Source organism: Halobacterium sp. DL1 (assembly GCA_000230955.3).
Lineage (GTDB): Archaea > Halobacteriota > Halobacteria > Halobacteriales > Halobacteriaceae > Halobacterium.
This window is the reverse complement of sequence record CP007060.1, coordinates 896,003-918,871: the sequence shown is the minus strand read 5'-3', so window position 1 is coordinate 918,871 and position 22,869 is coordinate 896,003. Positions and strand designations below refer to the sequence as shown.

Sequence of the window (22,869 nt, the reverse complement as noted above, 5' to 3'; positions counted from 1 at the left end):
TGTGGAATACGACCGACGCGGCGTCGCGTTCCGGTTCCTCGTCGGCGCCGCAATCGTCGCCGCCCTGGTCGCCGGCGTCGGCTGGGAACGGGTCGTGCGGAACCTCCAGGGGGCGGACCTCGGCATCTTCGCGGCGGCGGTCGCCGTCTCGGTGCTCGGCATGCTCGTCAACGGCGAGGGGCTCCGGGTCGTCCTCGACCTCCCGGCCCGGGGGCCGGGCGCGTCGCTCGCCCGCCGCACCTGGCTAGCGTCGACGTTCGTCCGGAGCATCATCCCCGCGGGCACCGTCGGCGGCAGCGCGTTCATCGCGTACAGCGTCAGCCACGACGACGACGTGACCGTTAGCTCCGGGGTCGCCGCGGCGGCGAGCTGGGAGTTCCTCACCATGGTGGCGTCGGCCGTCGTCGCGACAGCGGGCGTCGTCGGCGTCGCCGCTGCCGGCGGAGAGACCGAGAACCTGCTGGTCGTGCTGGTGGCGTTCGCCGCGATGCTCGTACTCTCGGTCGGCCTGCTCGTCGCCATCGCCCGCCGCCGGGGCCGCGTCGTCGACGTTCTGCTGTGGCTGTCGGCGCTCCTGCGCCGGACGTTCGGGCGCGTCGTTCCCCGGCTGAACGACCGCCTCTCGCGGTCCCAGGTCCGCGGCGTCCTCGACGGCTTCTTCGAGAGCGTCGAGGCGCTGCTCGCGGACCGCCGCCGCCTCGCGCTCGCCGTCGGCGCCGCCACGCTCGGCTGGATACTCAACGTCTTCCCGCTGTTCTTCTCGCTCCACGCGGTGGGCCTCCCAGTGTCGGTGTACGTGGTGATGGTGGTGATGCCGGTGGCCGGGTTCGCGCTCGCGCTCCCGATTCCGGGCGGCCTCGGGACACTCGACGTCGCGCTCGGGGGACTCATCGCGTTGTTCACGGGCTACCCGCTCGGGGCGCTTGCGTCGGCCCTCGTCCTCTTCCGCGTGGCCGCGTTCGGCCCGCGTGTCGTCTTCGGCGGCCTCGCGCTGACCACGCTCGACGAGACGGTCAGATGACGCCGGTCTTCCGGGCCACTTCGCGGGCGGCGGGTTCGCTGATGCCGCCGCCGAGAATCGTGTAGCGGTCCCGTATCTCGTGGGCGGAGGTGAGCGCCTCCAGGACCTCCTCGTCGGTGACGCCGAGGCCGTCTGCGGTCGTCGGTGCGTCGAGGCTGGCGAGCGCGTCCCGGACCGCGCGCCACTCGCCCTGCTCGCCGGAGTGGAGGTACTCCGCGAGGATGGAGCCGACGCCGACCTGGTGTCCGTGGAGGGCCTTCCCCGGCGCGATGCGGTCGAGCTGGTGGCTGAACAGGTGCTCGCTTCCCGATGCGGGCCGGGAGGAGCCGGCGATGGACATCGCGACGCCCGAGGAGACCAGCGCCTTCACGACCACCCACGCGGACTCCTCCAGTTCCGGCTTGATGGCGTCGGCGTTGTCGACGAGCATCTCTGCCGTCATCTGGCTGAGCGACCCCGCGTACTCACTGTAGGGGACGTTCTGGAGGCGGTTCGCGAGCCGCCAGTCCTTCACCGCGGTGTAGTTGGAGATTATGTCCGCACAGCCCGCGGTGGTGAGCGCCCAGGGTGCGTCCGCGATGACGCCCGTGTCCGCGACGACGGCGACGGGCGGCGCGGCGGCGACGGAGTGGCGGGTGTCGCCCTCCGGAACGGAGCCCCGCCCGGAGACGATGCCGTCGTGACTCGCCGCCGTGGGCACGCTGACGAACGCGGTGCCGAGGTGGTCACTCGCCATCTTCGCGATGTCGATGGGTTTGCCGCCGCCGACGCCGACGAGGTAGCCCGCGTCACAGCCGCGAGCGACCTCGAGGACATCCTCGACGGCGTCGAAGGTCGCCTCCTCGACGACAACAAGTTCGGGGTCGTCGCCCGCCTCGGCGAACTGCGCGACGATGCGGTCGGCGGCCACCTCCTTCGGAGTGGGGCTCGTCACCACGAGCGGCCGCCCCGTGAGGTGGGTGTCGGCGACGACCTCCCGCGTCTGGTCGAGCACGCCGTGCCCGACGACGACGTTCCGCGGGAGGCTGATCCACTTCGACTTCTCGAACATGGGGGTACGTCGCCGGGGCGCGAGTAAAAGTCTACTCGTCCCCAACAGGCCGTCGGTAGCTGACGTACTTCCGCTCGAAGGCGTCGTCGTACATCTCGACGGCGGCCTCGTTGTCGACGTGCGCGGAGACGCCGAGGTACTCGCAGTCACGCTCGCGGGCCCACGCCTCGATGCGCTCGAACAGCGCGGAGGCGACCCCCTCGCGGCGGAACTCGGGTTTCACGTAGAGGCCGTCGACGTGGGTGTGCGGCCCCCGCGTGTAGATGGGCGGGCTGTCGTTGCGGACGCCGGCGATGTAGCCGACGAGGTCGCCGTCACTCGGCCTTCGCTCGTGACGAGCGTCAGACTCGCTACGGCCCTCTGAGACGCCCTCGCGCTCCGCGACGAAGACGACGCGGTCGTCGTCGTCGAGCCAGCGGTCGATGCCGGCGTCCGCGACCCCGTCCTCGTCGAGTTCCGAGAACTCGGGGTCGACGGCAGCGGTCTCCCGGAACCCGGGGTGGAGTAGTTCGTCGTTCGTTGTCGGTGCGTCCTCCGGTGTGGCTTCTCGTATCTCCATGGTGGTGTGGCTGCTGCTGGTCGAATTCGGTGCGCGGCCAGCGACGGCGCGAACGCCGTCAGTGGAGGAGAAGCCAGGTCATCGGTCAGCTCTACCGGAGGTTCGTGGAGCCCGGTGAAAACTGTTCGGGGGGTGTGTCACGGAACCTCAGACCGTGCCGAGCACGTCGAGCAGGCGCTCCTCGGCCTCCCTGTCCGGGCCCTGGTCGTCGCCGGTGCGGCCGTTCGCGCGGTGGGCCTCGACGGTGCGCTCCATCGCCTCGTCGAGGGGCGTCGACTCGTAGCCGAGTTCCGCGACCTTCGCCGTACTCAGCATGTGGGGGTAGTCGCGGTAGAGCGGGAAATCGTCGGGCGAGAGGTCGACTATCGACAGTTCGCGGGGACTGGTGTACGCCCGCTCGACGTCGGTGCCCAACGCGTCCGCAATCAGGTCGAGCAGGCGGTCGAGCGTGACCGCGTTCCGGTCGCCGACGTTGTACGCCTCGCCCGGGTCGCCCTCCTCGGCGACGAGTCGGAGTCCCTGCGCGACGTCCTCGACGTAGACGCGCTGCCAGAGGTTCGTCCCGTCGCCCGGGACGACGAGTTCGTCGTGCTCGGCGACGCGGTCGACCCAGTAGGCGAGTCGCTCGGTGTGGTCGTGGGGGCCGTAGACGACGGGCGGACGGACTGCCATCGCGTTCACACCACGCTCGGCGGCCTCGAAGACGATGCGGTCGCCCGCGGCCTTGCGGGCGCCGTAGCTCGCCGGGGAGTCGTCGGTAGCCTGCTCGGCCGTGCACGTCTCGAGGGCCGTCTCGCCCTCGCGCTTGGGGACCGCTTCGTCGCCGTAGGCCGCGCCGCTGGAGACGTAGACGTAGGCGTCCACGTCGGCGAAGATGTCGGTCGCGGACTCCACGTCCCGGGGTTTGTAGGCCACGTTGTCGAAGACGGCGTCGGGGTCGACCTCACGCTTCGCGGCGAGCAGGTCCTTCCGGTCGGTGCGGTCGCCCTCGACGTGGGCCACGCGGTCGTCCTCGGCGAACGGATCGTCGTGGTTGCCGCGCGTGAACGTCGTGACGCGGTAGTCGTGAGCGAGCAGTTCCTCCACGAGGTGGCGGCCGATGAACCGCGTGCCGCCGACCACGAGCGCCGAATCCATACCGCACAGTCGGTTCGGCGCGACAAAAGCGGTGGCTATTCTACCTGAACGTGGCGGTCGCCTCGTACTGGGTGCCGGGCTGCCCGCCGCGCACGGCGAACGCGTAGCGGCCCGCTCGGACCGAGACGGGGCCGACGTACCGCGTGGTCGTCGACATCGTGCTCAGGGACCCCCCGCTTCCGTCGTCGGTGAGGAGGACCCACGCCGTCTCCTCGCCGGGGGCGAGCGTCTCTCGGTCGGTCGTCTGTCCCGACGCGAGGCGGAGCCAGCCGTCCCCGTACCGGTACAGTTCCCACCGCCCCGCCGCGATGCGGACGGCCCCGTCGCCCTCGTTCCGGCAGACGAACCGGGGGGCTGAACCGTTCTGCTGGACGGCCGCCGGCCCGGACAGCGACAGCGGTCCCCCACACTCCACGTCCGCCGACCCGGTGATCGGCGCGCAGGAGGGGCGTGCGGTCGCGCCGGTGAGCGCCGCGAGACTCGTGGCGAGGACGCCGAGCAGTGCGCGGCGGCTGTACGTTCGAGTCACGTCGGACTGTCGTCCGGCCGGGGGAAAACTGTTGGGTAGACTAAAACTCTCGTTTGAGCGCTGGGCTCAGTCCGCGCTCCCGGCGAGTGAGCGGCCACAGCCGGCGCGCTCGGGGAGGGAGCGGCGCGCGTCCGCCTCCGGCCGGTCGGCGATTGCGTCCCGGTAGGCCTCGGGCATCACGGCCGCGAACTCCTCGATGGCGGCGTCCCAGTCGTCGAGCAGCGCGGCCGCGCGGTCGCTGGCCGTGCGCGCCACGTGGTTCTCCACGAGGCGGCGGACGGCGGCCTCGTCGGGCTCCGAGAGGTCGCGGGAGACGTCCACCATCCCGGTGTTGCAGCGCTCCTCGAACGTACCCTCGGGGTCGTGGACGTAGGCGACGCCGCCGGACATCCCGGCCGCGAAGTTGCGGCCGACGTCCCCGAGCACGACGACGATGCCGCCGGTCATGTACTCGCAGCCGTGGTCACCGACGCCCTCGACGACCGCGTTCGCGCCCGAGTTCCGGACCGCGAACCGCTCGCCGGCGACGCCGTTGACGTAGCACTCGCCGTCGGTCGCGCCGTACAGCGCGACGTTCCCGACCAGCGTGTTCTCCGCCGGGTCGAAGCCCGCCTCCGGCGGCGTGCGCACCGCGACGGTCCCACCGGAGAGCCCCTTCCCGACGTAGTCGTTGGCCGCACCGGTCAGCGAGAGCGTGACGCCGGGCGCGAGGAACGCGCCGAAGGACTGGCCCGCGCTCCCCTCGAGGGAGACGCTGACGCTGTCCTCGGGGAGACCAGCGCCGCCGCGCTCGCTACTGACCGCGTGGGAGAGCCGCGCACCCACCGACCGGTCGCTGGTCGCTATCTCGCGGACCAGGTCGACGTCGCTGCCCCCGGTGAGCGCCGGTTCCGCGGCGTCGATGAGGTCTTCGTCAAGGCTGACGTCGGCGTCGTCCTGGGCTCGCGTGTGCGTGCGGGAGTCGCCCGACGGCTCCGCGAGGACCCGGGAGAGGTCGAAGTTGCGGCCAGTCGGGTGGTCGGTCTCCGGCTGTGAGAGGTGTTCGACCCGCCCGACCATCGCTTCGACGCTCTCGTAGCCGAGTTCCGCGGCGAGTTCGCGGAGTTCGCGCGCGACGAAGGTGAGGTAGTTGGCCACCATCGTCGGGGTGCCGCGGAACCGGTCGCGCATGTCGGGGTCCTGGGTGGCGACGCCCGTCGGACAGTTGTTGGTCTCGCAGATGCGGGCCATCACGCAGCCCGCGCTGACGAGCGACGCGGTGCCGAACGCGAACTCCTCGGCGCCCAACAGCGCGCCGACGGCGACGTCGCGGCCGGTCTTGAGGCCGCCGTCGACGCGGAGCGTGACCCGGGAGCGCAGCCCCGTCTCGCGGAGCAACTGGTTCGCCTCAGCGAGGCCGAGTTCCCACGGCAGACCCGCGTGCTTGATGCTCGTCTTCGGGGAGGCGCCCGTCCCGCCGGAGTGCCCCGAGATGTGGATGCAGTCCGCACCCGCCTTCGCGCAGCCGGCTGCCACAGTGCCGATGCCCGCCTCGGAGACGAGTTTGACGTGGACGCGCGCCTCGGGGTTCGCGGCGCGCAGGTCGTGGATGAGCTGCTTGAGGTCCTCGATGCTGTAGATGTCGTGCTGTGGCGGCGGGCTGATGAGGCCGACGCCCGGCGTCGAGCAGCGCACGTCCGCTATCATCTCGTTGACCTTCTTCCCCGGGAGGTGGCCACCTTCTCCGGGTTTCGACCCCTGAGCCATCTTGATCTGGAGGTCCTCGGCGGAGGCGAGGTACTCGGAGGTGACGCCGAAGCGCCCGGACGCCACCTGCTTGATCTTGCACTCGCGGTCGGTGCCGAAGCGCTCGGGCGGTTCGCCGCCCTCGCCCGTGTTCGCCTTCGCGCCGAGGCCGTTGGCGGCCTGGGCGTTCGTCTCGTGAGCCTCCGGGCTGAGGCTGCCGAGGCTCATCGCCGCCGTCGAGAACCGCTCGACGATCGAGGAGACCGGTTCGACGTCTTCTACGGGTATGGACTCGCGGTCCTCCGTCTCGATGTCGAGGAGGCCGCGCAGCGTCTGGAGCTGTTCGGTCTGGTCGTTCACCTGTACAGCGTACTCCTCGAACGACCCGTAGTCGCCGTTCTCGACGGCCTCCTGGAGGCTGTGGACCGTCTTCGGGTTCCACTGGTGGAACCGACCCGAGGTGCGATTCTCGAACTCGCCGATGCGGTCGAGGGCCGGGTCACCGTCCTCGAACGCCGCCGCGTGGCGGTCCCGGATGTGAGTCTCCAGTCCGTCGAGGTCGATGCCCTCCGTCCGGTTCGCGGTCCCCTCGAAGAATCGGTCGACCACCGAACTGTCGAGCCCGACGGCTTCGAATATCTGTGCGCCCTGGTAGGAGGCGACCGTGGAGATGCCCATCTTCGACATCACCTTCAGCAGGCCGTCCTCGAGCGCGCCGAGGTACGAGGAGACGGCGTCCTCGGGGGCCGCGCCGTCCGGGCCCGCGACGATGTCGCAGGCGGACTCGACGGCGAGGTACGGGTTGACCGCGCCCGCGCCGTAGCCGACCGTGGCGCAGAGCTGGTGGACGGTGCGCACGTCGCCTGCTTCGACGACGAGACCGACGCGAGCCCGCAGTCCTTCGCGAACGAGATGGTGGTGGACCGCGCCCGTAGCCAGTAGCGACGGAATCGGGAGCGACCCCTCGCCGGCGGCGCGGTCCGAGAGCACCAGCAGCTCCGCGCCGTCCTCGACGGCGTCCGCGGCGGCCCGCTGGACGGCCTCGACGCCGCTCTCGAGGTCCGCGTCCGCGTCGAACGCGAGGTCGATGGTGGCGCTCCGGAGGTCGGTGTCCCGGAGCGTCGCGAGGTCGGCGTCCGCCAGCACGGGGCTGTCGAGGACCGCCTGCCGTGCGTGTTCCGGGGACTCCTCGAGGAGGTTGCGCTGGCGGCCGAGGCGCGTCTCCACGCTCGTCACGAGGTCCTCGCGGATGTAGTCGATGGGCGGGTTCGTCACCTGCGCGAACAGCTGGCGGAAGTACGACGCGAGCGGGTGGTTGAACGAGGAGAGCCCGGGCAGCGGCGTGTCGTCACCCATCGAGCCGACCGGGTCCTTGCCGTCGGCGACCATCGGCGCGACGAGTTCGTTCAGTTCGTCCTCCGTGTAGCCGAACAGCGCCTGCGTCGCGCGCAGGTCGTCGGTGGGGTCGCTCGGCAGCGAGTCGCCGCCCGTCTCCGGGCGGAGCTGCTGGTCGTCGACCCACTCGCCGTACTGCTCGTCAGTGAGTTCGTCGAAGACAGCGTCGTCGTCGACGACGCCGCGGCCGGGTTCCGCGAGGAACAGCTGGCCGGGCGCGAGGCGGCCGCGCTCGGTCACCTCGCTCGCGTCGCCGTCGAGTGCGCCCTGCTCGGAGGCCATCACGAGCGTGCCGTCGGCGCGCACCTCGTAGCGGCAGGGGCGGAGGCCGTTGCGGTCGAGGACGCCGCCGACGCGGTCGCCGTCTGTGCCGATGACGAGCGCGGGGCCGTCCCACGGTTCGACGAGGCTCGCGTGGTAGTCGTAGAACTCGCGGCGGGCGTCGCTCATGCGGTCGTCGCGCTGCCACGCCTCGGGGACGAGCATCCTGAGGGCGTGCGGGAGCGAGCGGCCGGTCTGCATCAGGAGTTCGAGGGCGTTGTCGACGCTCGCGGTGTCGGACTGCTCGGGGTCGTCGACGACAGGGAGGACCGCCTCGAGTTCGTCGTCGGTGAAGCCCGCGCTGTCGAGGTCGGCCTCGCGTGCGCGCATCCAGTTCACGTTCCCCTGAATGGTGTTGAACTCGCCGTTGTGGACGATATTGCGGTAGGGGTGGGCGAGGTGCCAGGCGCCGAGCGTGTTCGTCGAGAAGCGCGCGTGGACGAGCGCGAACCCGGTCTCGACGCGCTCGTCGCGGAGGTCCGGATAGTAGTCGCCGACCTGGTCGCCCTTCAGCAGCCCCTTGTAGACGAGCGTGTCGGCGTCCAGCGAGCAGACGTAACACTGGTCGTGGTCGACGGCGGCCTCGACGTCGTTCCGCCCGACGTAGAGCGCCTTCTCGAAGTCCGCACAACCGTCGGGTCGGACGAGACACTGCGCGACGTGCGGTTCCGAGTCGCGGGCAGTCTGGCCGAGGTCGGCGTTGTCGGTCGGGACGTCGCGCCAGTCGACGACGGCGAGTCCGCGACCCGCGAGCGTGGATTCGATGGTCTCACGGACGGCGGCGCGCTCGTCGGCGTCCTGCGGGAGGAACAGCGAGCCGACGGCGTACGTCTCCGGTAGACCGCCGAACTCGGCTGCGAGGAACTCGTCTGGCGTCTGGATGAGTGCGCCGGCGCCGTCGCCGGTGTTCTCCTCGGCCCCCGTCGTGCCACGGTGGTCGAGGTTCTCGAGGACCGTCAGTGCGTCCGCCAGTACGCGGTGAGACTGGCCGCCGTCGAGGTCGACGACGACGCCGACGCCGCAGTTCGACCGGGCGTCGTCCGGGTCCGCGAGAAGAGAACTGTCGTTCGTGCCTTGATTCATGTTCGCACGGGGCGCTCCGTAGCGCATAACACTGACCCTGAATGGCTAAGGGTAATATATACACAATAAAGGTAGTATAAGGACGTACTAACAGTGGTTGCGATCGTCCAGTGTTGGAGAAAACGAGGCGACTGGGACGCCGGACTGTGTCAGTACGACTTCGCGAAGTAGGCCGTCTGCTCTGCGTCCTCGCCACAGACCGCACAGGTCTCGCCCTCGTGGTCGGGTTCGGGGACGCGCTCGCCCTCGAACTCGGAGGCCGCGCGGGCCGCGGACTCCTCACCCAGGGGGACCATCACGATCTCGGCGTGGATCTGCTCCTTGATTTCGGCCTCGCACTCCTCGTCGCCACACCACGGCGCCTTCACGTAGCCGCCGTGCTGGCCGATGGTGCCGAGAATCTCGTTGCGGTCGCTGGCCTCGCGGACGTTCTCGTCGAGACGCTCGGCGGCCGCGTCGTACAGTTTGTCGTAGACCGTATCGAGGTGCTCGAAGACGGAGGTGGTGATATCCGCGCGGTCCTCGACGGTGTCCTCGCCGTCGGGCCGGTGGACCACGGTGACTTCACCGTCCTCGACCTCGTTCGGCCCGACCTCGAAGCGCACCGGGACGCCCTTGAGCTCCCACTCGTTGTACTTGAAGCCGGGGTTGCGCTCGTCGCGGTCGTCGAGGTGGACGCGCACGCCCGCACCCTCCAGTTCCGCCGCGAGTTCCGTGGCGTACTGGAGCACCTCGTCCTGGGTGTCCTCCTGCCAGATGGGGACGATGACGACCTGCTTGGGCGCGACGGTCGGCGGCAGCACGAGGCCCTGGTCGTCGCTGTGGGACATGACGAGCGCGCCGATGGCGCGCCACGAGAGCCCCCACGACGTGGTGTAGGCGGTGCGGTCCTCCTCGTCCTCGTCGGAGTACGTGATGTCGAACGCCTCCGCGAACGACTGCCCGAGGTGGTGGCTGGTGCCGCCCTGCACGGACTTCCCGTCGGGCATCAACGCCTCCACCGTCGTGGTGGTGTCCGCGCCCGGGAACTTGTCGTGGTCGGGCTTCTGGCCGCGCAGCACCGGGATGCCGAGGACGTCCTCGTAGAGCCGCTGGTACTGGTCGAGGCGCATCGTCGTCTCGGCCCACGCGCCCTCGTCGGTGGCGTGTGCGGTGTGGCCCTCCTGCCAGAGGAACTCCTTGGTGCGGAAGAACGGCTTCGTGTCCGTCGCTTCCCAGCGCACCACGGAGTTCCACTGGTTGAGTCGCAGCGGGAGGTCGCGGTGCGAGCGTACCCACTGGGCCATGTACGGCGCGATGATGGACTCCGAGGTGGGGCGCACGGCGAGGCGCTCCTCGAGTTCCTCGTGGCCGCCCTGCGTGACCCACGCCACCTCCGGGTCGAACCCTTCGACGATGTCCTTCTCGCGTTCGAGGTACGACTCGGGGATGAACAGCGGGAAGTAGGCGTTGTCCACGCCCGTCTGCTTGAACCAGCTGTCGAGGTTGTCCTGGATGGCCTCCCAGAGAGCGTACCCGCGCGGGCGCGTGACGATGAAACCGCCCATCGGCGCGTAGTCCGCGAGCTCCGCCTTCTGCACCACCTCGGCGTACCAGTCGCCGGGGTTGTGCTCCTTGGACTCGGTGATGCCGAGTTCCTGTTCGTCGCTCATTAGGTGTACAACGGCCCGATGCGCTCTTAAATCCCGTGAAGCGTCACTCGCCGGCGGGCGTGGGTCGCCCCCGCAGGTTATCCGCGTCCCGGCCCAATGTGTCCTCATGGGAGACACGAAAGACGGACGCGATAAGCAGGCCCAGGACGAACGGCGGCGCCAGATCGAACGCGCCACGAAGGAGGAACTCACGCGGTACCACGAGACCGAACCGCCGCGGGAACTGGACGACGCGCTCGAGGAACTGGAGTACCCCGCGCCGGCCGACCAGGTGGTCGAGGCCGCCGGGGAGTACGAGGTGCAGACCGAGGACGACGCAATTCCCGTGGCTGAGGTCGTCGAGGAGTCCGCGCGCGACGAGTACGAGTCCCCCGAGGACGCACGCCAGAAGCTCCAGCGGCCGTCCGTTGCCGCGTCGCTGCGCCGCCTGGAGACGGTCAGCAGAGAGACGGGACTCCGCGAGCAGTTCCGCGAACGCCGGGACGCCTACAAGAAGACGCTGCGCGCGCTCGAGGACGTAGACGCCGACGACGAGGACGAGGGTATCGCGTTCGTCACCGCGTGGCTAATCGACGAGATGCGAGAGAACGAGCGCCTCCCGAAGTCCCGGAAGGTCCGCAAGCGCGCCGCGAAGTTCTGCCGGAGCAACGGCTACGAGGTCCGGAACGACGACTGGCTGGGCGCGTAGCGCCGGCCACGGGATAACAGAGCGTGGCCTCGCGAACTCCCGACCCATTCCCCGGGTGGTCACATAACGATACCGGCGGGGGAACTAAGTGTCGTGGGAACATGCCCCACGGTATGGGTGACACGAAGCGTGGCCGCGAGCGGAAAGGCCAGAAAAAACGCGAACAACTGCGCGAGCGGGAAGTAGAGCGCACCCTCGAGGCCACCGACGAACCGGCGGAAGCCCCTGAACTCCCCGACGAAGAGATCGAGTTCGGCGAATAACCCCTCTCGACCCCGACCCACCATTCTTCGAAGCACCGCGACCCCCAGCGACAGCGTCAGAACATCTCGGCGCCACACTCGTTGCAGACCAGTTGCATCACGCCCTCGTCGTTGGGCGGGCGGACGGCGTGGCTCGTCTCCTCGCCGCAGTCCGCGCAGGGCGCCATCGACTCGAGCGCGTCCCACTCGTGGCGCGCGCCCGGCGCACCGACGACGAGCGCGCGAACCGGTTCGTCGGAGTGGTTGTGCCCGCTCTGGAACTCGCCCGGCGGGAATCGGATCACCTCGCCACCGTCGACGGTCACCTCCTCGCGCTCCGTCCCCACCTCGAAGGTGGCGGTCCCCGACAGCACGTAGAATATCTCCTCCTGGTCGTGGTGGGTGTGGAGGCCGCCGGAGAACTGCTCGCCGGGCTCCAGTTCGTACACCACGAGCGCCACGTCCTCGGTGTCGAGCGCCTGGGAGACTGGGAGGCGGACGCCGTGCACGCCGAGCGGGTTCGGTCGGTTCTCCACGTCGTCGACGGTGACTTTCTCCATGCCGGAACCCGCGGCTCCGTGACCAAAGGTCTACTCCCACCAGTCTGTCGGCGCTGTCACTCCCGCGGGACGGAAAACGGACTCTCGGACTCTGTCCACGACCAGCCGGGGAGTCTCGTCTGGAACCCCGCCGCGAGCGCGGCGTCCAGGTCGTCGCGGCCCGCCTCGCCCGGGACGTCCGTGGTGACGTCCGCGAAGTGGAACGTCGCCTCGGCGAGGAGTCGCCGGGGCTGTTCGCCGGCGAGAACCGCGGCGAGTTCCCGGCCGAGTAGTTCGTCGACGACGAAACCCGGATAGTCGCCCTCTACGTCGAGGTCACGGAGAATGGCGACGAGGGCCGCGGCGTTCACACCGCGGTCGCCGTCGGCGAAGACGTCGTCGACAGCCTGGTGGTACTGCTCCTCGGTGATGCGGGCCACGTCGGTGTCGAAGGCGTCACCGAGCGACGCGCGCACGTCGTTGACCAGTGGGACGACGCTGTCGGCCCGGTCGTGGACCCACTCGGCCTCGTGGACGACGCGCGCTGGCGTGAGTTCCATACGTCCGATGGTGTCTGGACACCTACCAACTTTGCGAAGGCTTTTATAATCCCGGGCGTATACCCCCGAGTAAGCGGGTTTTCGTGACCTGATCCCCGCGGCCCGGCCCCGTTTGGCCGGGACTGCCGCACTACTGATATGCCGACACTGTGGGCTCGAACACCACGTTTTTCGGACCGCTCGCTCGCCGGCGCGTGCCGGCCAGTGAGGGACGGCAGTAGCCAGGGATTCGCGGACTCCCGAACGCACACCTACCGACTATGAGCACTGTAGACAAGCAGCTAGAGGAGTTACAGGAGCAGATTGCGAACGAGATTCCGCCGGATATCTCGGTGACCGACGTCAAGTACGAAGGCCCGGAGCTCGTCGTCTACACCCGGGACCCCAAGCAGTTCGCCCAGGACGGCAACCTCATCCGCCAGCTGGCGAGCCAGCTCCGCAAGCGCATCACCGTGCGCCCAGACCCCGACGTCCTCTCGAACCCGGAGCGCGCCCGACAGAAGATCATGGACGTCATCCCCGAGGACGCCGGCGTCACCAACCTCGACTTCCACGAGGACACCGGCGAGGTCGTCATCGAGGCTCAGAAGCCGGGCATGGTCATCGGCCGCCACGGCTCGACCCTTCGCGATATCACGGAGGCAGCCGGCTGGACGCCCGAAGTCGTGCGCACGCCGCCCATCGAGTCCTCGACCGTGTCGAACGTCCGGAACTTCCTCAAGCAGGAACGCGACGACCGCCGGGACATCCTCGAGAAGGTGGGCCGCCAGATCCACCGCGAGCAGATGTCCGACGACGAGTACGTCCGCATCACCACGCTGGGCTGCTGCCGGGAGGTCGGTCGCGCGAGCTTCATCCTCTCGACGCCCGAGACGCGCATCCTCATCGACTGCGGCGACAAGCCCGGCAGCGAGGACGAGGTCCCCTACCTCCAGGTCCAGGAGGCCCTCGGCGCGGGCGCGGCGACCATCGACGCGGTCGTCCTGACCCACGCCCACCTCGACCACTCCGCGCTCATCCCGATACTGTTCAAGTACGGCTACGACGGTCCCATCTACACCACGGAGCCGACCCGCGACCTCATGGGGCTGCTCACGCTCGACTACCTCGATGTCGCCGCGAAGGAGGGGCGTGCGCCGCCGTACGAGTCCGAGATGGTCCGGGAGGCCATCAAGCACACCATCCCCCTGGAGTACGGCGACGTGACGGACATCGCGCCGGACGTGAAGCTCACGTTCCACAACGCCGGCCACATCCTCGGGAGCGCCGTCACTCACTTCCACATCGGCGACGGCCTCTACAACGTCGCGTTCTCCGGCGACATCCACTACGACGACACGCGCCTGTTCAACGGCGCCGTCAACGACTTCCCGCGCGTCGAGACGCTCGTCCTTGAGTCCACCTACGGCGGCCGCAACGACTACCAGACCGACCAGGAGGACTCCGAACGGAAACTCAAACGCGTCATCAACGAGACGTACGAGCGCGGTGGGAAGGTCCTCATTCCGGCGTTCGCCGTCGGGCGCTCCCAGGAGATGATGCTCGTCCTCGAGGAGGCGATGCGGAAGGGCGAGATTCCCGAAATGCCCATCCACCTCGACGGGATGATCTGGGAGGCGACCGCCATCCACACGACCTACCCCGAGTACCTCCGTGACGACCTCCGGGACCGCATCTTCCACGAGGACAAGAACCCGTTCCTCGCGCCCCAGTTCAACCACATCGACGGCGGCGAGGAGGAGCGCCAGGCGGTCGCCGACGACGACCAGTGCATCATCCTCTCGACGTCCGGGATGGTCGAGGGCGGCCCCATCATGTCCTGGATCCAGCACATCGGTCCAGACCCGGACTCCACGATGACGTTCGTCGGCTACCAGGCCCAGGGGACCCTCGGCCGCCGCATCCAGTCCGGCTGGGACGAGATTCCGATGCCCGACAGCCGCGACAACGGCCGCACCGACCGCCTCCAGCTGAACATGGAGGTCGAGACCGTCGACGGCTTCTCCGGCCACGCCGACCGGCAGGGCCTCGAGGACTTCGTCCGCACGATGAACCCCCGCCCGGAGAAGGTGCTCTGCGTCCACGGCGACGAGAGTTCGACGCAGGACCTCTCCAGCGCGCTCTACCACGAGTTCAACATGCGGACGTTCGCGCCGAAGAACCTCGAGACGTTCCGCTTCATCTGACGGGCCCACCCGCTCGCTGCAGGCGGTACTACTATGTTCTGGCTGGCTGTACCACGGGCCGTGAATCGCACACGCAGCGTCGGCGTGGTCCTCGCGACGATGGTGGTGTTGTCGACGTTCGTCGGTGGCGCGGCCGCCGCTCCGCCGGTCGAGGGCGACGGCGGCCACCGCTTCGACATCGGCGACGAGAGCCCCCACATCACGTTCTGGCTGCACTTCGACCTCCTGACGAACCTCGGCGCCGCCGGCGACTTCGGCTTCAGCGGTGTCGGCACGGCGATGGACACCCGCATCGTCGTCGTCGACCTCCAGTTGCGCTTCGGCGGCGTCGGCCCGCTCGGCGACTTCCTCTCGGACCCGCTGTCGCGGTTCTCCGTCACCGCGGAGTGGGAGCTCAACCTCCCGTTCCTCGCGACCGGACCGGCCGCCGGCGAGGACTTCAACTACCGGGACAACCGGACGATAAACGGGAGCGCCCGGTAGCGCCGGGAGAGACACCGCCAACGTGGGTGCGCACCGAGAACCGGCCAATTCTGCCCAAGCCTTCATCACGTACCCCTCGTTACCAATAGTCATGCCTGGGGAGAACACGCTCGTCGAAGCGTTGCAGGCCGAAGCCGGTGACGCGCTCCGCGTCGTCGCCGAGTACGACCGCACCGGCTACGACGTCCGCTACGTCCGCGAGAACGTGGACACGCGCCTCCGCGAACGCGCGGACGGCATCCACCGGAACCTCGTCCTCGAGGGAATCAGCCGCGACCACCTTGAGGACCTCTTCGCCGCGGGGGACCTCCGCTGCTCGATGCTCCGCTTCGAGGAGGTGACGGCGTTCCACTTCGCCGATGCGGAGTACCGCGGCCTCTTCGTCAGCATCGACTCCGGGGCGGACCTCTCGCTGAAGTCGTTCACCGACACCTGCTGGCGACACCGCTGACCGCAACCCCCGTGGCGCCGGTCGCCGTCACTCCCGAGCGGCCGCCGGGTCGACGACCTCCTCCCCGAGTTCGTCCACGCCGACCCTGTCACAGTAGTCGTACAGCGGGCAGGCCTCCGGGCCGTCCAGGCACGCCGGCTTGCGCGCCGTACAGTACTCCCGACCGAACTGGATCATCGCCGTGTGCCCGAACCCGCAGGCCTCTGCGGGCACCGCCGCTTCCAGCGCCTCCCGGACGCCCTCGTGGTCGGCGTCGGGGGGCGCCAGCCCCATCCGGCGCGCGATGCGGTGGACGTGCGTGTCCACGGGGAAAACGCCAGCTCGACCTCCCGAGAAGAGCAGGACGCAGTCCGCCGTCTTGGGGCCGACGCCCTTCATGTCGAGGAGCGCGTCGCGTACCGCGTCGGGGTCCTCGGTCCGGACGAACTCGTCGAAGCCCGCCTCGCCACCGTACTCCTCGCAGATCTGCCCGGCGAGCCGGATCAGCGTCTCGGACTTCTGGTTGTACAGCCCCGCCGACGAGATGGTCTCGGCGAGTTCGTCCTGGTGGGCGTCGGCGAGCGCTCGCGCGAGGTCGGTCTCCTCGCCCGGCGCGTACCGCTCCAGCAGCGCGTCGTGAGCGGGCTGGCTCGCCACGTCGCTCGTGTTCTGGCTGAGGACGGTGCGCACGAGACACTCGAAGGCGTCGCTCCCACCGTACGTCTTCTGCCAGTAGATGTCACCGAGTTCCGCGACGACGGCCGCGGCGCGGGTGTCGGCTTCGCCGAGGTCGAACGCAGCGAAGCGGCCGGCGCCGCCGTAGCCGCCGGAGATGTTCTCGGCGGGTTCGTCGTCCATGCGCGGAACTCCGTGGCCCGGGCGCAAAAAGGCTACTCGACGCGGAACGTCGCCGTCAGGTCGGCGCCCGCCGCCAGCGCGTCGACCAGGTCCCGGTCCACGTCCGCTGCGGCCTTGTCGGCGTCCACGAGCACGGTACGGTCGTCGACGTACGTGCTCGTGCGGGCGACGAAACTTCGCTCGTTCGTGAACTCGAGGTCCAAGTGTCCCTGCCCCGTCACGGTGTCGGAGTGGCCGTCGGCCTCGAGGACGAGCGTGATTTCGGCCGTCTCGTCGCGGCAGGCTCCCACGAACTCGCTGTCGAAGTCCGCCGGCGTCCGGTCTGCTTCGATGCCGAGGATGCAGTCCCCCGCCGGAGTCAGGTAGTCGTCCGTCGTCAGTTCGAGCGTGCTCGCGTGGGCGCCGGCGACGTGTTCGTGGCCGTGTGCCTGCACGACTTCTTCCATGCCAGCGGCGAAGTGGTGTGTGTACTTGTGCACAGCGTTCTCCACGAGCGAAGTCGAGCGGAGAGCACAGTGGACGAACCGTGTCCGGTCCCGGCATCCCTCGCCCCCTTTATGTGCCCACCACGACACCGTGTGAGCCGTTGCCACGAGTCTGAGCGGGTCTGCTAGCTGTTTGCGGGCACGTACCACACGCAAATTTTAAGTAGTGCGGTAGTCTACTATCTGTCACCAGAACGCTGCGAGCGTTCACGCACAGCTCAGAGAGAATGACAGGACGTTCTCCTTCCGACCGGACAGTACTGCTCTCCGAGCGGCCGCTGTGCGATGGGCTCCAGCAGTATGGCATAGAGGTTTGAACAATGGCTGAGGAAGAACAAACTATCGAAGTATCGACCGCAGAAGAACTCATTACTGACGAGGAACTCCAGGAGAAATCCAAGGGGCAGCTCATCAAGAACGCCGGTCAGTTCCGCGACCGACGGAACGAACTGAACCAGCTCGCGAGCTCCCGAGCCTCCGAGCGCGACGAGCTCAACGCCGCGACCCGCGAGAAGGTCGACGAGGCCCAGGAACACCGCGAACAGCGCGACGAGCTCAACGAGCAAGTCCAGGAGCACAAGGAGGTCCGCAACGAGCTGAACGCGGAGGCCAACGAGCTGTTCGACGAAGTCGAGCAGCGCAAGGAGGACCTCGAACTCGACGAGGGCAAGGACCTCGAGGAGCTCAAAGAGGAGATCGAGCAACTCGAGTTCAAACAGCAGACCGAGGTCCTCTCGACCGAGGACGAGCGCGAACTCATCGAGAAGATCGAGGAGAAGCGCGAGGAGTACCAGGACCGAAAGGAGAAACTCGACGAGTCCGGCAATCTCGAGGAGCTCGTCGAGGAGGCCGAGGAAGTCCGCGCGGAAGCCTCCGAGCACCACGAGAAGGTGACGGAGCTCGCGGACAAGGCCCAGGAACACCACAACCAGATGATCGAGGCCTACCGCGAGGCCGACGACATCCGGGACGAGGCCGACGAGATGCACGAGAAGTTCGTCGAGGCCCAGGAAGCCGCAGACGCCCACCACGAGGCGTTCGTGCGCGTCCAGAAGCGCCTCCGCGAACTCGACAAGCAGGAGGAGGAGTCCCGCAAGGACGAGCGCGCCGCCGAACAGGAGGAGGCCCGCGAGGAAGCCGAGGAGATCTACGAGCGGTTCAAGGAGGGCGAGACCCTCGACACCGAGGACCTCCGGAAGCTCCAGAAGTCCGGCCACCTGTAACCCCTATCGACGCGATTCGATTCTCTGTATTTCCCGCCGCGTAGCGGCCGCTCTGGGCCGTTCTGCACGGTCGGGCGGCCGGAGCGACTGTGGCGGAGTGCTCGCCAGTAGCGCCGTCAGCGCGGGGTTTTTATCCCGGCGGCGTGACCGTCCGACTGACTGATGCGAACGCTGGTCGTCTCCGTAGACCGGACGGGTGACATCCCCCGCAAGACCGGGCTACGCACGCCGGTCGCCGGCTGGGAAGCGGTGCAGTCCCTCGTCACGGAGATGGGCATCGCGGACCCCGAGGATTCCGGCGTCAACTGCCTCCTGGAGGCGCTCCGGGTCACGAGAGATCTCCGCGACGAGGACGACGATGCCGTGGTCGCGGCCGTCTCGGGCGACGGCGACGGCGTCAGCGCGGACCGCTCGGTCGCCGAACAACTGGACGACCTTGTCGAGCGTTACGACCCGGACTCCGCCGTCGTCGTCATCGACAGCGCCGAGGACGAACGACTCGTCCCAATCATCGAGAGTCGCCTGCAGGTCGACGCCGTCGACCGCGTCGTCGTCCGGCAGGCCCGCGACCTGGAGTCCACGTACTACCTGCTGAAGCAGTTCCTCGCCGACGAGGAACTCCGACAGACCGTCCTCGTCCCGCTGGGCATCGTGATGCTCGTCTTCCCGGCGCTGATGCTCGCGACCGGGAGTCTCGCTGTCGCCGCTGCCAGCATCACCGCCGTCATCGGACTGTTCCTGCTGTACAAGGGCCTGAGTATCGACGACTACCTCGCGGCGGTCCCCGGCCAGGCGCGGGACGCGCTGTACTCCGGCCGCGTCTCCATCGTCACGTACGTCGTGGCGGCGGGACTGGCGCTCGTCGGCGTCTTCGCGGGCGCACTCGGCGTCTCGGATCTCCCCGCGGAGACGGCCCTGTTGCTGTCCGCGATGGCGTTCACCTACTACAGCATCCCGTGGGTGGCCCTCGGTGCGCTCACCGCGAGCGCGGGCCGCCTGTTCGACGAACTCATCCGACAGGGCGGCGTCCGCACGTCGTTCCTCAACCTCCCGTTCGGCGTGCTTGCGGTCGGACTGGTCGTGCGCGGCTTCTCGGCGTACTTCATGGAGCGGGCCGGTCGCCTCGGCCCCATCGAGGTCCCGTCGACGCGCTTTGGCCCGCTTGCGGTCCGGGAGTTCGCGTTCACGCCTGAGCAGCGTCTCGCGGTGTTCGTCGTGCTCGGCGTGCTCCTCAGCGTCGTCGGCATCCGCATCGCGACGCACTTCAGCGGCGTCGACCTCGAGGACGTAGAGGAGGCGCCCGAACGCCAGTAGAAAGGCGAGACATTTCAACACCGGCGCGCAATCCGAAGTATGAACGACGGCCAGTGGGTGAGCCTGTTCTCCGGCGGGAAGGACTCCTCGTGGGCGCTCTACCGCGCCCTGGAGGAGGGACTCGACGTGGGCCGCCTCGTGACGGTCCACCCGGAGGGCGACTCCTACATGTACCACGTGCCAGCGACGCGACTGGCGGACCTCGCCGCCGAGAGCATCGGCATCCCGCTAGTGAGCGTGGAACCCGACGACTTCGCGGCGGCGGACGCGACCGATTCGGGCGAGCAGGGCGACACCGAACTCGAGCCGCTCGAAGCCGCGCTCTCCGAACTCGCCGCCGACCTCGACGGCGGACTAGCGGGCGTCACCGCGGGCGCTGTCGAGAGCGAGTTCCAGACCAGTCGCATCGAGGCGATGTGCGAGCGCCTCGGCTGCGAGCTGTTCGCGCCGCTGTGGCAACGGGACCCCCGGAAACTCGCCGACGAGATGCTCGACGCCGGGTTCGAGATTCGTGTCATCCAGGTGGCGGCGTACGGCCTCGACGAGTCGTGGCTGGGCCGCACGCTCGACGCCACCGCGTTCGACGAACTGGCGGCGCTCAACGACGAGTACGGGGTGCACGTGCTCGGCGAGGGCGGCGAGTTCGAGACGCTCGTCACCGACGGCCCGCACATGGCCCAATCCATCGAACTCGACTACGAGACGGTGTGGGAGGGAGACCGCGGCCACGTCGAGATCGCGGACGCCTGGCTCGGCGACGGATAGCGGTATCTGGGCGAACAGGTGTCGAGACGGGGTCGTCCGCGAGGCGGGCGACACGCTATTATTCGGCTCGCGGTTTCCACCGCTCGCTCCGATGGGTGCATCGCACCCCACGCCTCGCGGCAGGTTCTCAGGTCACGGCCAGGGTTGGTCCCGGCTTCGTACTTGAACCCTCGTCAGTTCTGGTTCGAGATGGTGGTGTGGGCGCCGATGAGCGCGCCGGAGAAGTCGATCTGTTCGAGGTGGGTCTCCTCGTCGACGATGGAGTTGCGCACGTCGCAGTCGTAGATGGAGGCGTTCGGGAAGACGACCGAGTTGTCCAGGTTGGAGTTGACGACCTCCGCGCCCGCCATCACGTGGACGTTCTCGCCGAGCGTGGAGTCCTCTACAGTGGCGTCGTCGCTGACGAGGTTGTCGCCGTCGAGGGTCCACGCGACGGCGTCGAGGTAGGACGCCGGCGTCCCGATGTCGAACCAGGCGTCCTCGAAGCTGAACGCGTGGACCGTGCAGCGGTCCTGGAGCCACTGGACGAACCAGCCGGGTTCGTCGGGGTTCTCGCCCTCGTCGAGGTAGGTCCGGAGCATCGGGACGGCGTCCCGGGTGAACGCGTAGCAGGCGATGGAGACGAGCGTGCTCTTCGGTTCGTCGGGTTTCTCCTGGAGGTCCACGACCTCCGTGCCGTCGAGGTCCACGACGCCGTAGGACTGCGCGCGGTCGAGGCTCCCGACGTCGTAGGCCGCCAGCGTCGGCGTCCCCTTCTCCTCGAAGAAGTCGACGAACTCGGAGATGTCGAAGCTGATGAGGTTGTCCCCGGCGATGACGATGAGGTCGTCGTCGACGTTCTCCCGGTCGACGAGCTGGGCGAGCGCGCCGACGACGCCGAACTTCTCGTCCTCCTCAGTCGTGTCCTCGACCGTGAGTGTCGGCTTCTCGAACTCGCTGTCCGCGAGGTAGGCCTCGAAGTCGTCGGCAAAGCGCTCGTTCGTCGAGACGAACACCTCGTCGATGCGGTCGTCGGACTCCAGTTCCGCGAAGATGCGGTCGATGACTGTCGAGTCACCGACCGGCAGGAACATCTTCGGCCGATGTTTCGTTATCGGCCACAACCGGGTCGCGTATCCGCCGGCGAGAACGACTGCCTTCATGGTGTAATCGTCCACGGCGTCCGATAAGTCCTTTTTCATCCGGGTTCCGACGTGTACGTATGGACGACAGAACGACCCGCGAACGGATACTCGACGCGCTCCGCGAGCAGCCACAGACCCCGAGCGGACTCGCGGAGAAGTTCACCATCGCCCGCGGGACCGCGCTGACCCACGTCCGCCACCTCTCGGAGACGCTCGACGGCACCGACGAGGAACTGCTCGTGCGGCCGCCGGCGTGCCGGGACTGCGGCTTCGACGGCTTCGACGACCCCGTGAACGTCCCCTCGCGGTGTCCCGAGTGCAAGAGCGAGGCGATCGAGGAACCAGCGTTCGTCGTGGAGTCGCCCTAGAACCCGAGGCGCGCTCCGGGCGACGTCGAGAGGTCGGCGGGGTCGCCGTCCTCCACGCCGGTCTGAACGAACTCGTAGTCCGGGTCCGCCAGCACGACGTCGCCGTCCTCTACGGCCACCTCGACGGGGTCGAGTTCCGCGCCCTCGCAGGGGCCGTGCGTGCAGACGCCCGAATCCTTCTCGAAGGTGGCGGCGTGCTTCCGGCAGACCACCTCGCCGTTCCTGACGGCGCCGTCGCCGGTGTCCAGTTTCACGTCCGTCCAGTGCATGCAGTAGTTGCGCCAGCCGACGACCGTGCCGTCCGAGAGTTTCACCAGGAACGCCTCCTTCTCCTCGCCGTCTTCGGCGACCGTGAACAGGAGACTGCCCTCGGTGGGCACCTCGTCGACGCCGGCGATACGTGCCTCACCCATCGAATCGGCCTACCCGGCGGTGGGGTTTGAACGCACCGGAACAGTCGACAGTTGCGACGGGAGGGAGTACTATCGGATTCCCAACTGTAACTGCTTTTCGAGACTGCTTTTCACTGACGGCCCACAACGAGGAGCCACATGTCAGACGTAGCAGTCGTCGGCGGCGGCCCCGCCGGCTTGAGCGCGGCACTGTTCACGGAGAAGAACGGACTCGACACGGTCGTCTTCGACACGGACGAGACGTGGATGCACCACGCCCACCTGTTCAACTACCTCGGCATCAGGAGCATCTCGGGCGACGAGTTCATGGAAGTCGCCCGCGGGCAGGTACGGGACCGCGGCGTCACCCTGAACCAGGGCGAGAGCGTCGAGTCGGTCGAATCGACCGACGCCGGCTTCCACGTCGCGACCGAGGACCGCGAGTACGACGCCGACTACGTCGTGCTGGCGACGGGTGACGATACGACATTTGCCGAGCAACTGGGCTGTGCGTTCGACGGCGACGTGGTGGACGTGGACGTGACGATGGAGACTAGCGTCGAGGACGTTTACGCGACGGGCGCGATGGTGCGAAACGGCGAATACGAGGCCATCATCTCCGCGGGCGACGGCGGCGCGGCGGCGCTGAACGTCCTCTCGAAGGAAGAGGGTGAGCACTTCCACGACTTCGACACGCCGGAGGACGTCCCGACGCTCTGAGGCGCGCTCGCCAGTGGTG

The 22,869-nt window shown here is 68.5% G+C and carries 23 protein-coding genes; 11 read left to right on the top strand and 12 right to left on the bottom strand.

Translation table 11 applies throughout. The annotated features are described in order from the left end of the window. The first annotated feature begins 1 nt into the window (after window position 1). Window positions 2-1,021 carry a hypothetical protein gene (locus HALDL1_06190; GenBank protein AHG03227.1) on the top strand — a complete coding sequence of 340 codons (1,020 nt, stop codon included), beginning with the start codon at window positions 2-4 and terminating at the stop codon, window positions 1,019-1,021. Here HALDL1_06190 and egsA read toward each other — a convergent pair. The 6 genes from egsA to HALDL1_06160 all read right to left on the bottom strand — a co-directional run bounded on the left by egsA (window position 1,014) and on the right by HALDL1_06160 (window position 10,473). Next, the gene (gene egsA / locus HALDL1_06185; GenBank protein ID AHG03226.1) at window positions 1,014-2,072 is read right to left on the bottom strand and encodes a glycerol-1-phosphate dehydrogenase; all 1,059 of its coding nucleotides are present in this window, start codon (window positions 2,070-2,072) and stop codon (window positions 1,014-1,016) included. The genes HALDL1_06190 and egsA overlap by 8 nt on opposite strands. Before the next feature lie 31 nt (window positions 2,073-2,103). Continuing rightward, window positions 2,104-2,631 carry a hypothetical protein gene (locus tag HALDL1_06180; GenBank protein AHG05204.1) on the bottom strand — a complete coding sequence of 176 codons (528 nt, stop codon included), beginning with the start codon at window positions 2,629-2,631 and terminating at the stop codon, window positions 2,104-2,106. A 147-nt stretch (window positions 2,632-2,778) separates the two neighbouring features. Then, window positions 2,779-3,768 (bottom strand): epimerase, encoded by a 990-nt coding sequence (locus tag HALDL1_06175; protein AHG03225.1) that lies wholly within the window; start codon window positions 3,766-3,768, stop codon window positions 2,779-2,781. A 40-nt stretch (window positions 3,769-3,808) separates the two neighbouring features. Further along, window positions 3,809-4,297, bottom strand: a complete 489-nt coding sequence (locus HALDL1_06170) for a hypothetical protein (protein ID AHG05203.1) — start codon at window positions 4,295-4,297, stop codon at window positions 3,809-3,811. 66 nt (window positions 4,298-4,363) lie between these two features. After that, window positions 4,364-8,821, bottom strand: coding sequence for a glutamate synthase (locus HALDL1_06165; protein AHG03224.1), 4,458 nt, complete (start codon window positions 8,819-8,821; stop codon window positions 4,364-4,366). Between the two features lie 149 nt (window positions 8,822-8,970). Next, window positions 8,971-10,473 (bottom strand): prolyl-tRNA synthetase, encoded by a 1,503-nt coding sequence (locus HALDL1_06160; GenBank protein AHG03223.1) that lies wholly within the window; start codon window positions 10,471-10,473, stop codon window positions 8,971-8,973. 106 nt (window positions 10,474-10,579) lie between these two features. On the opposite strand from HALDL1_06160, the gene HALDL1_06155 reads away from it, so the two are divergent. Beyond that, window positions 10,580-11,161 (top strand): hypothetical protein, encoded by a 582-nt coding sequence (locus HALDL1_06155; GenBank protein AHG03222.1) that lies wholly within the window; start codon window positions 10,580-10,582, stop codon window positions 11,159-11,161. A 113-nt stretch (window positions 11,162-11,274) separates the two neighbouring features. Beyond that, window positions 11,275-11,424 (top strand): hypothetical protein, encoded by a 150-nt coding sequence (locus HALDL1_06150; protein AHG03221.1) that lies wholly within the window; start codon window positions 11,275-11,277, stop codon window positions 11,422-11,424. 56 nt (window positions 11,425-11,480) lie between these two features. Here the strand turns inward: HALDL1_06150 and HALDL1_06145 are convergent, their stop codons facing one another. Both HALDL1_06145 and HALDL1_06140 read right to left on the bottom strand, forming a co-directional pair. Continuing rightward, window positions 11,481-11,963: a cupin gene (locus tag HALDL1_06145; GenBank protein AHG03220.1), complete on the bottom strand. Its 483-nt coding sequence runs from the start codon at window positions 11,961-11,963 to the stop codon at window positions 11,481-11,483. A gap of 56 nt (window positions 11,964-12,019) precedes the next feature. Then, complete coding sequence (locus HALDL1_06140; protein ID AHG03219.1) at window positions 12,020-12,502, bottom strand: hypothetical protein; 483 nt, start codon at window positions 12,500-12,502, stop codon at window positions 12,020-12,022. 260 nt (window positions 12,503-12,762) lie between these two features. Here HALDL1_06140 and HALDL1_06135 point away from each other — a divergent pair, with 260 nt between their 5' ends. From HALDL1_06135 to HALDL1_06125, 3 genes are all read left to right on the top strand, one after another. After that, window positions 12,763-14,688 carry a hypothetical protein gene (locus HALDL1_06135; protein AHG03218.1) on the top strand — a complete coding sequence of 642 codons (1,926 nt, stop codon included), beginning with the start codon at window positions 12,763-12,765 and terminating at the stop codon, window positions 14,686-14,688. Between the two features lie 99 nt (window positions 14,689-14,787). Next, window positions 14,788-15,171, top strand: a complete 384-nt coding sequence (locus tag HALDL1_06130) for a hypothetical protein (GenBank protein ID AHG03217.1) — start codon at window positions 14,788-14,790, stop codon at window positions 15,169-15,171. A 91-nt stretch (window positions 15,172-15,262) separates the two neighbouring features. Next, window positions 15,263-15,622 (top strand): hypothetical protein, encoded by a 360-nt coding sequence (locus tag HALDL1_06125; protein ID AHG05202.1) that lies wholly within the window; start codon window positions 15,263-15,265, stop codon window positions 15,620-15,622. Between the two features lie 27 nt (window positions 15,623-15,649). On the opposite strand, the gene HALDL1_06120 is transcribed toward HALDL1_06125, so the two are convergent. Next, complete coding sequence (locus tag HALDL1_06120) at window positions 15,650-16,459, bottom strand: endonuclease III (protein AHG03216.1); 810 nt, start codon at window positions 16,457-16,459, stop codon at window positions 15,650-15,652. Window positions 16,460-16,491: 32 nt separating this feature from the next. Beyond that, window positions 16,492-16,905, bottom strand: a complete 414-nt coding sequence (locus HALDL1_06115; protein AHG03215.1) for a hypothetical protein — start codon at window positions 16,903-16,905, stop codon at window positions 16,492-16,494. 359 nt (window positions 16,906-17,264) lie between these two features. On the opposite strand from HALDL1_06115, the gene HALDL1_06110 reads away from it, so the two are divergent. From HALDL1_06110 to HALDL1_06100, 3 genes are all read left to right on the top strand, one after another. Next, the gene (locus HALDL1_06110; protein ID AHG03214.1) at window positions 17,265-18,167 is read left to right on the top strand and encodes a phosphoserine phosphatase; all 903 of its coding nucleotides are present in this window, start codon (window positions 17,265-17,267) and stop codon (window positions 18,165-18,167) included. A 162-nt stretch (window positions 18,168-18,329) separates the two neighbouring features. Beyond that, entirely contained in the window at window positions 18,330-19,481 is a 1,152-nt protein-coding gene (locus tag HALDL1_06105) for a hypothetical protein (GenBank protein ID AHG03213.1), read from the top strand. A gap of 39 nt (window positions 19,482-19,520) precedes the next feature. Continuing rightward, window positions 19,521-20,246, top strand: coding sequence for an ATP binding protein (locus tag HALDL1_06100; GenBank protein AHG03212.1), 726 nt, complete (start codon window positions 19,521-19,523; stop codon window positions 20,244-20,246). Window positions 20,247-20,419: 173 nt separating this feature from the next. Here the strand turns inward: HALDL1_06100 and HALDL1_06095 are convergent, their stop codons facing one another. Further along, the gene (locus HALDL1_06095; GenBank protein ID AHG03211.1) at window positions 20,420-21,388 is read right to left on the bottom strand and encodes a glucose-1-phosphate thymidylyltransferase; all 969 of its coding nucleotides are present in this window, start codon (window positions 21,386-21,388) and stop codon (window positions 20,420-20,422) included. Between the two features lie 59 nt (window positions 21,389-21,447). Between HALDL1_06095 and HALDL1_06090 the strand changes: the two genes are divergently transcribed. After that, a complete protein-coding gene (locus HALDL1_06090) occupies window positions 21,448-21,738 on the top strand; it encodes a transcriptional regulator (GenBank protein ID AHG03210.1) in 291 nt (96 codons plus the stop codon). Here the strand turns inward: HALDL1_06090 and HALDL1_06085 are convergent. Next, window positions 21,735-22,151, bottom strand: a complete 417-nt coding sequence (locus tag HALDL1_06085; GenBank protein ID AHG03209.1) for a 2Fe-2S ferredoxin — start codon at window positions 22,149-22,151, stop codon at window positions 21,735-21,737. The genes HALDL1_06090 and HALDL1_06085 overlap by 4 nt on opposite strands. 138 nt (window positions 22,152-22,289) lie before the next feature. Here HALDL1_06085 and HALDL1_06080 point away from each other — a divergent pair, with 138 nt between their 5' ends. Further along, entirely contained in the window at window positions 22,290-22,850 is a 561-nt protein-coding gene (locus HALDL1_06080) for a thioredoxin reductase (protein AHG03208.1), read from the top strand. Window positions 22,851-22,869 lie beyond the last annotated feature (19 nt).

Excerpts from the sequence above, each read along its gene's own strand:
- egsA (AHG03226.1), bottom strand. The coding sequence starts at position 2,072 with ATGTTCGAGAAGTCGAAGTGGATCAGCCTCCCGCGGAACGTCGTCGTC.
- HALDL1_06180 (AHG05204.1), bottom strand. The coding sequence starts at position 2,631 with ATGGAGATACGAGAAGCCACACCGGAGGACGCACCGACAACGAACGAC.
- HALDL1_06175 (AHG03225.1), bottom strand. The coding sequence starts at position 3,768 with ATGGATTCGGCGCTCGTGGTCGGCGGCACGCGGTTCATCGGCCGCCAC.
- HALDL1_06165 (AHG03224.1), bottom strand. The coding sequence starts at position 8,821 with ATGAATCAAGGCACGAACGACAGTTCTCTTCTCGCGGACCCGGACGAC.
- HALDL1_06160 (AHG03223.1), bottom strand. The coding sequence starts at position 10,473 with ATGAGCGACGAACAGGAACTCGGCATCACCGAGTCCAAGGAGCACAAC.
- HALDL1_06155 (AHG03222.1), top strand. The coding sequence starts at position 10,580 with ATGGGAGACACGAAAGACGGACGCGATAAGCAGGCCCAGGACGAACGG.
- HALDL1_06150 (AHG03221.1), top strand. The coding sequence starts at position 11,275 with ATGGGTGACACGAAGCGTGGCCGCGAGCGGAAAGGCCAGAAAAAACGC.
- HALDL1_06145 (AHG03220.1), bottom strand. The coding sequence starts at position 11,963 with ATGGAGAAAGTCACCGTCGACGACGTGGAGAACCGACCGAACCCGCTC.
- HALDL1_06140 (AHG03219.1), bottom strand. The coding sequence starts at position 12,502 with ATGGAACTCACGCCAGCGCGCGTCGTCCACGAGGCCGAGTGGGTCCAC.
- HALDL1_06135 (AHG03218.1), top strand. The coding sequence starts at position 12,763 with ATGAGCACTGTAGACAAGCAGCTAGAGGAGTTACAGGAGCAGATTGCG.
- HALDL1_06130 (AHG03217.1), top strand. The coding sequence starts at position 14,788 with ATGGTGGTGTTGTCGACGTTCGTCGGTGGCGCGGCCGCCGCTCCGCCG.
- HALDL1_06125 (AHG05202.1), top strand. The coding sequence starts at position 15,263 with ATGCCTGGGGAGAACACGCTCGTCGAAGCGTTGCAGGCCGAAGCCGGT.
- HALDL1_06120 (AHG03216.1), bottom strand. The coding sequence starts at position 16,459 with ATGGACGACGAACCCGCCGAGAACATCTCCGGCGGCTACGGCGGCGCC.
- HALDL1_06115 (AHG03215.1), bottom strand. The coding sequence starts at position 16,905 with ATGGAAGAAGTCGTGCAGGCACACGGCCACGAACACGTCGCCGGCGCC.
- HALDL1_06110 (AHG03214.1), top strand. The coding sequence starts at position 17,265 with ATGGCTGAGGAAGAACAAACTATCGAAGTATCGACCGCAGAAGAACTC.
- HALDL1_06105 (AHG03213.1), top strand. The coding sequence starts at position 18,330 with ATGCGAACGCTGGTCGTCTCCGTAGACCGGACGGGTGACATCCCCCGC.
- HALDL1_06100 (AHG03212.1), top strand. The coding sequence starts at position 19,521 with ATGAACGACGGCCAGTGGGTGAGCCTGTTCTCCGGCGGGAAGGACTCC.
- HALDL1_06095 (AHG03211.1), bottom strand. The coding sequence starts at position 21,388 with ATGAAGGCAGTCGTTCTCGCCGGCGGATACGCGACCCGGTTGTGGCCG.
- HALDL1_06090 (AHG03210.1), top strand. The coding sequence starts at position 21,448 with ATGGACGACAGAACGACCCGCGAACGGATACTCGACGCGCTCCGCGAG.
- HALDL1_06085 (AHG03209.1), bottom strand. The coding sequence starts at position 22,151 with ATGGGTGAGGCACGTATCGCCGGCGTCGACGAGGTGCCCACCGAGGGC.
- HALDL1_06080 (AHG03208.1), top strand. The coding sequence starts at position 22,290 with ATGTCAGACGTAGCAGTCGTCGGCGGCGGCCCCGCCGGCTTGAGCGCG.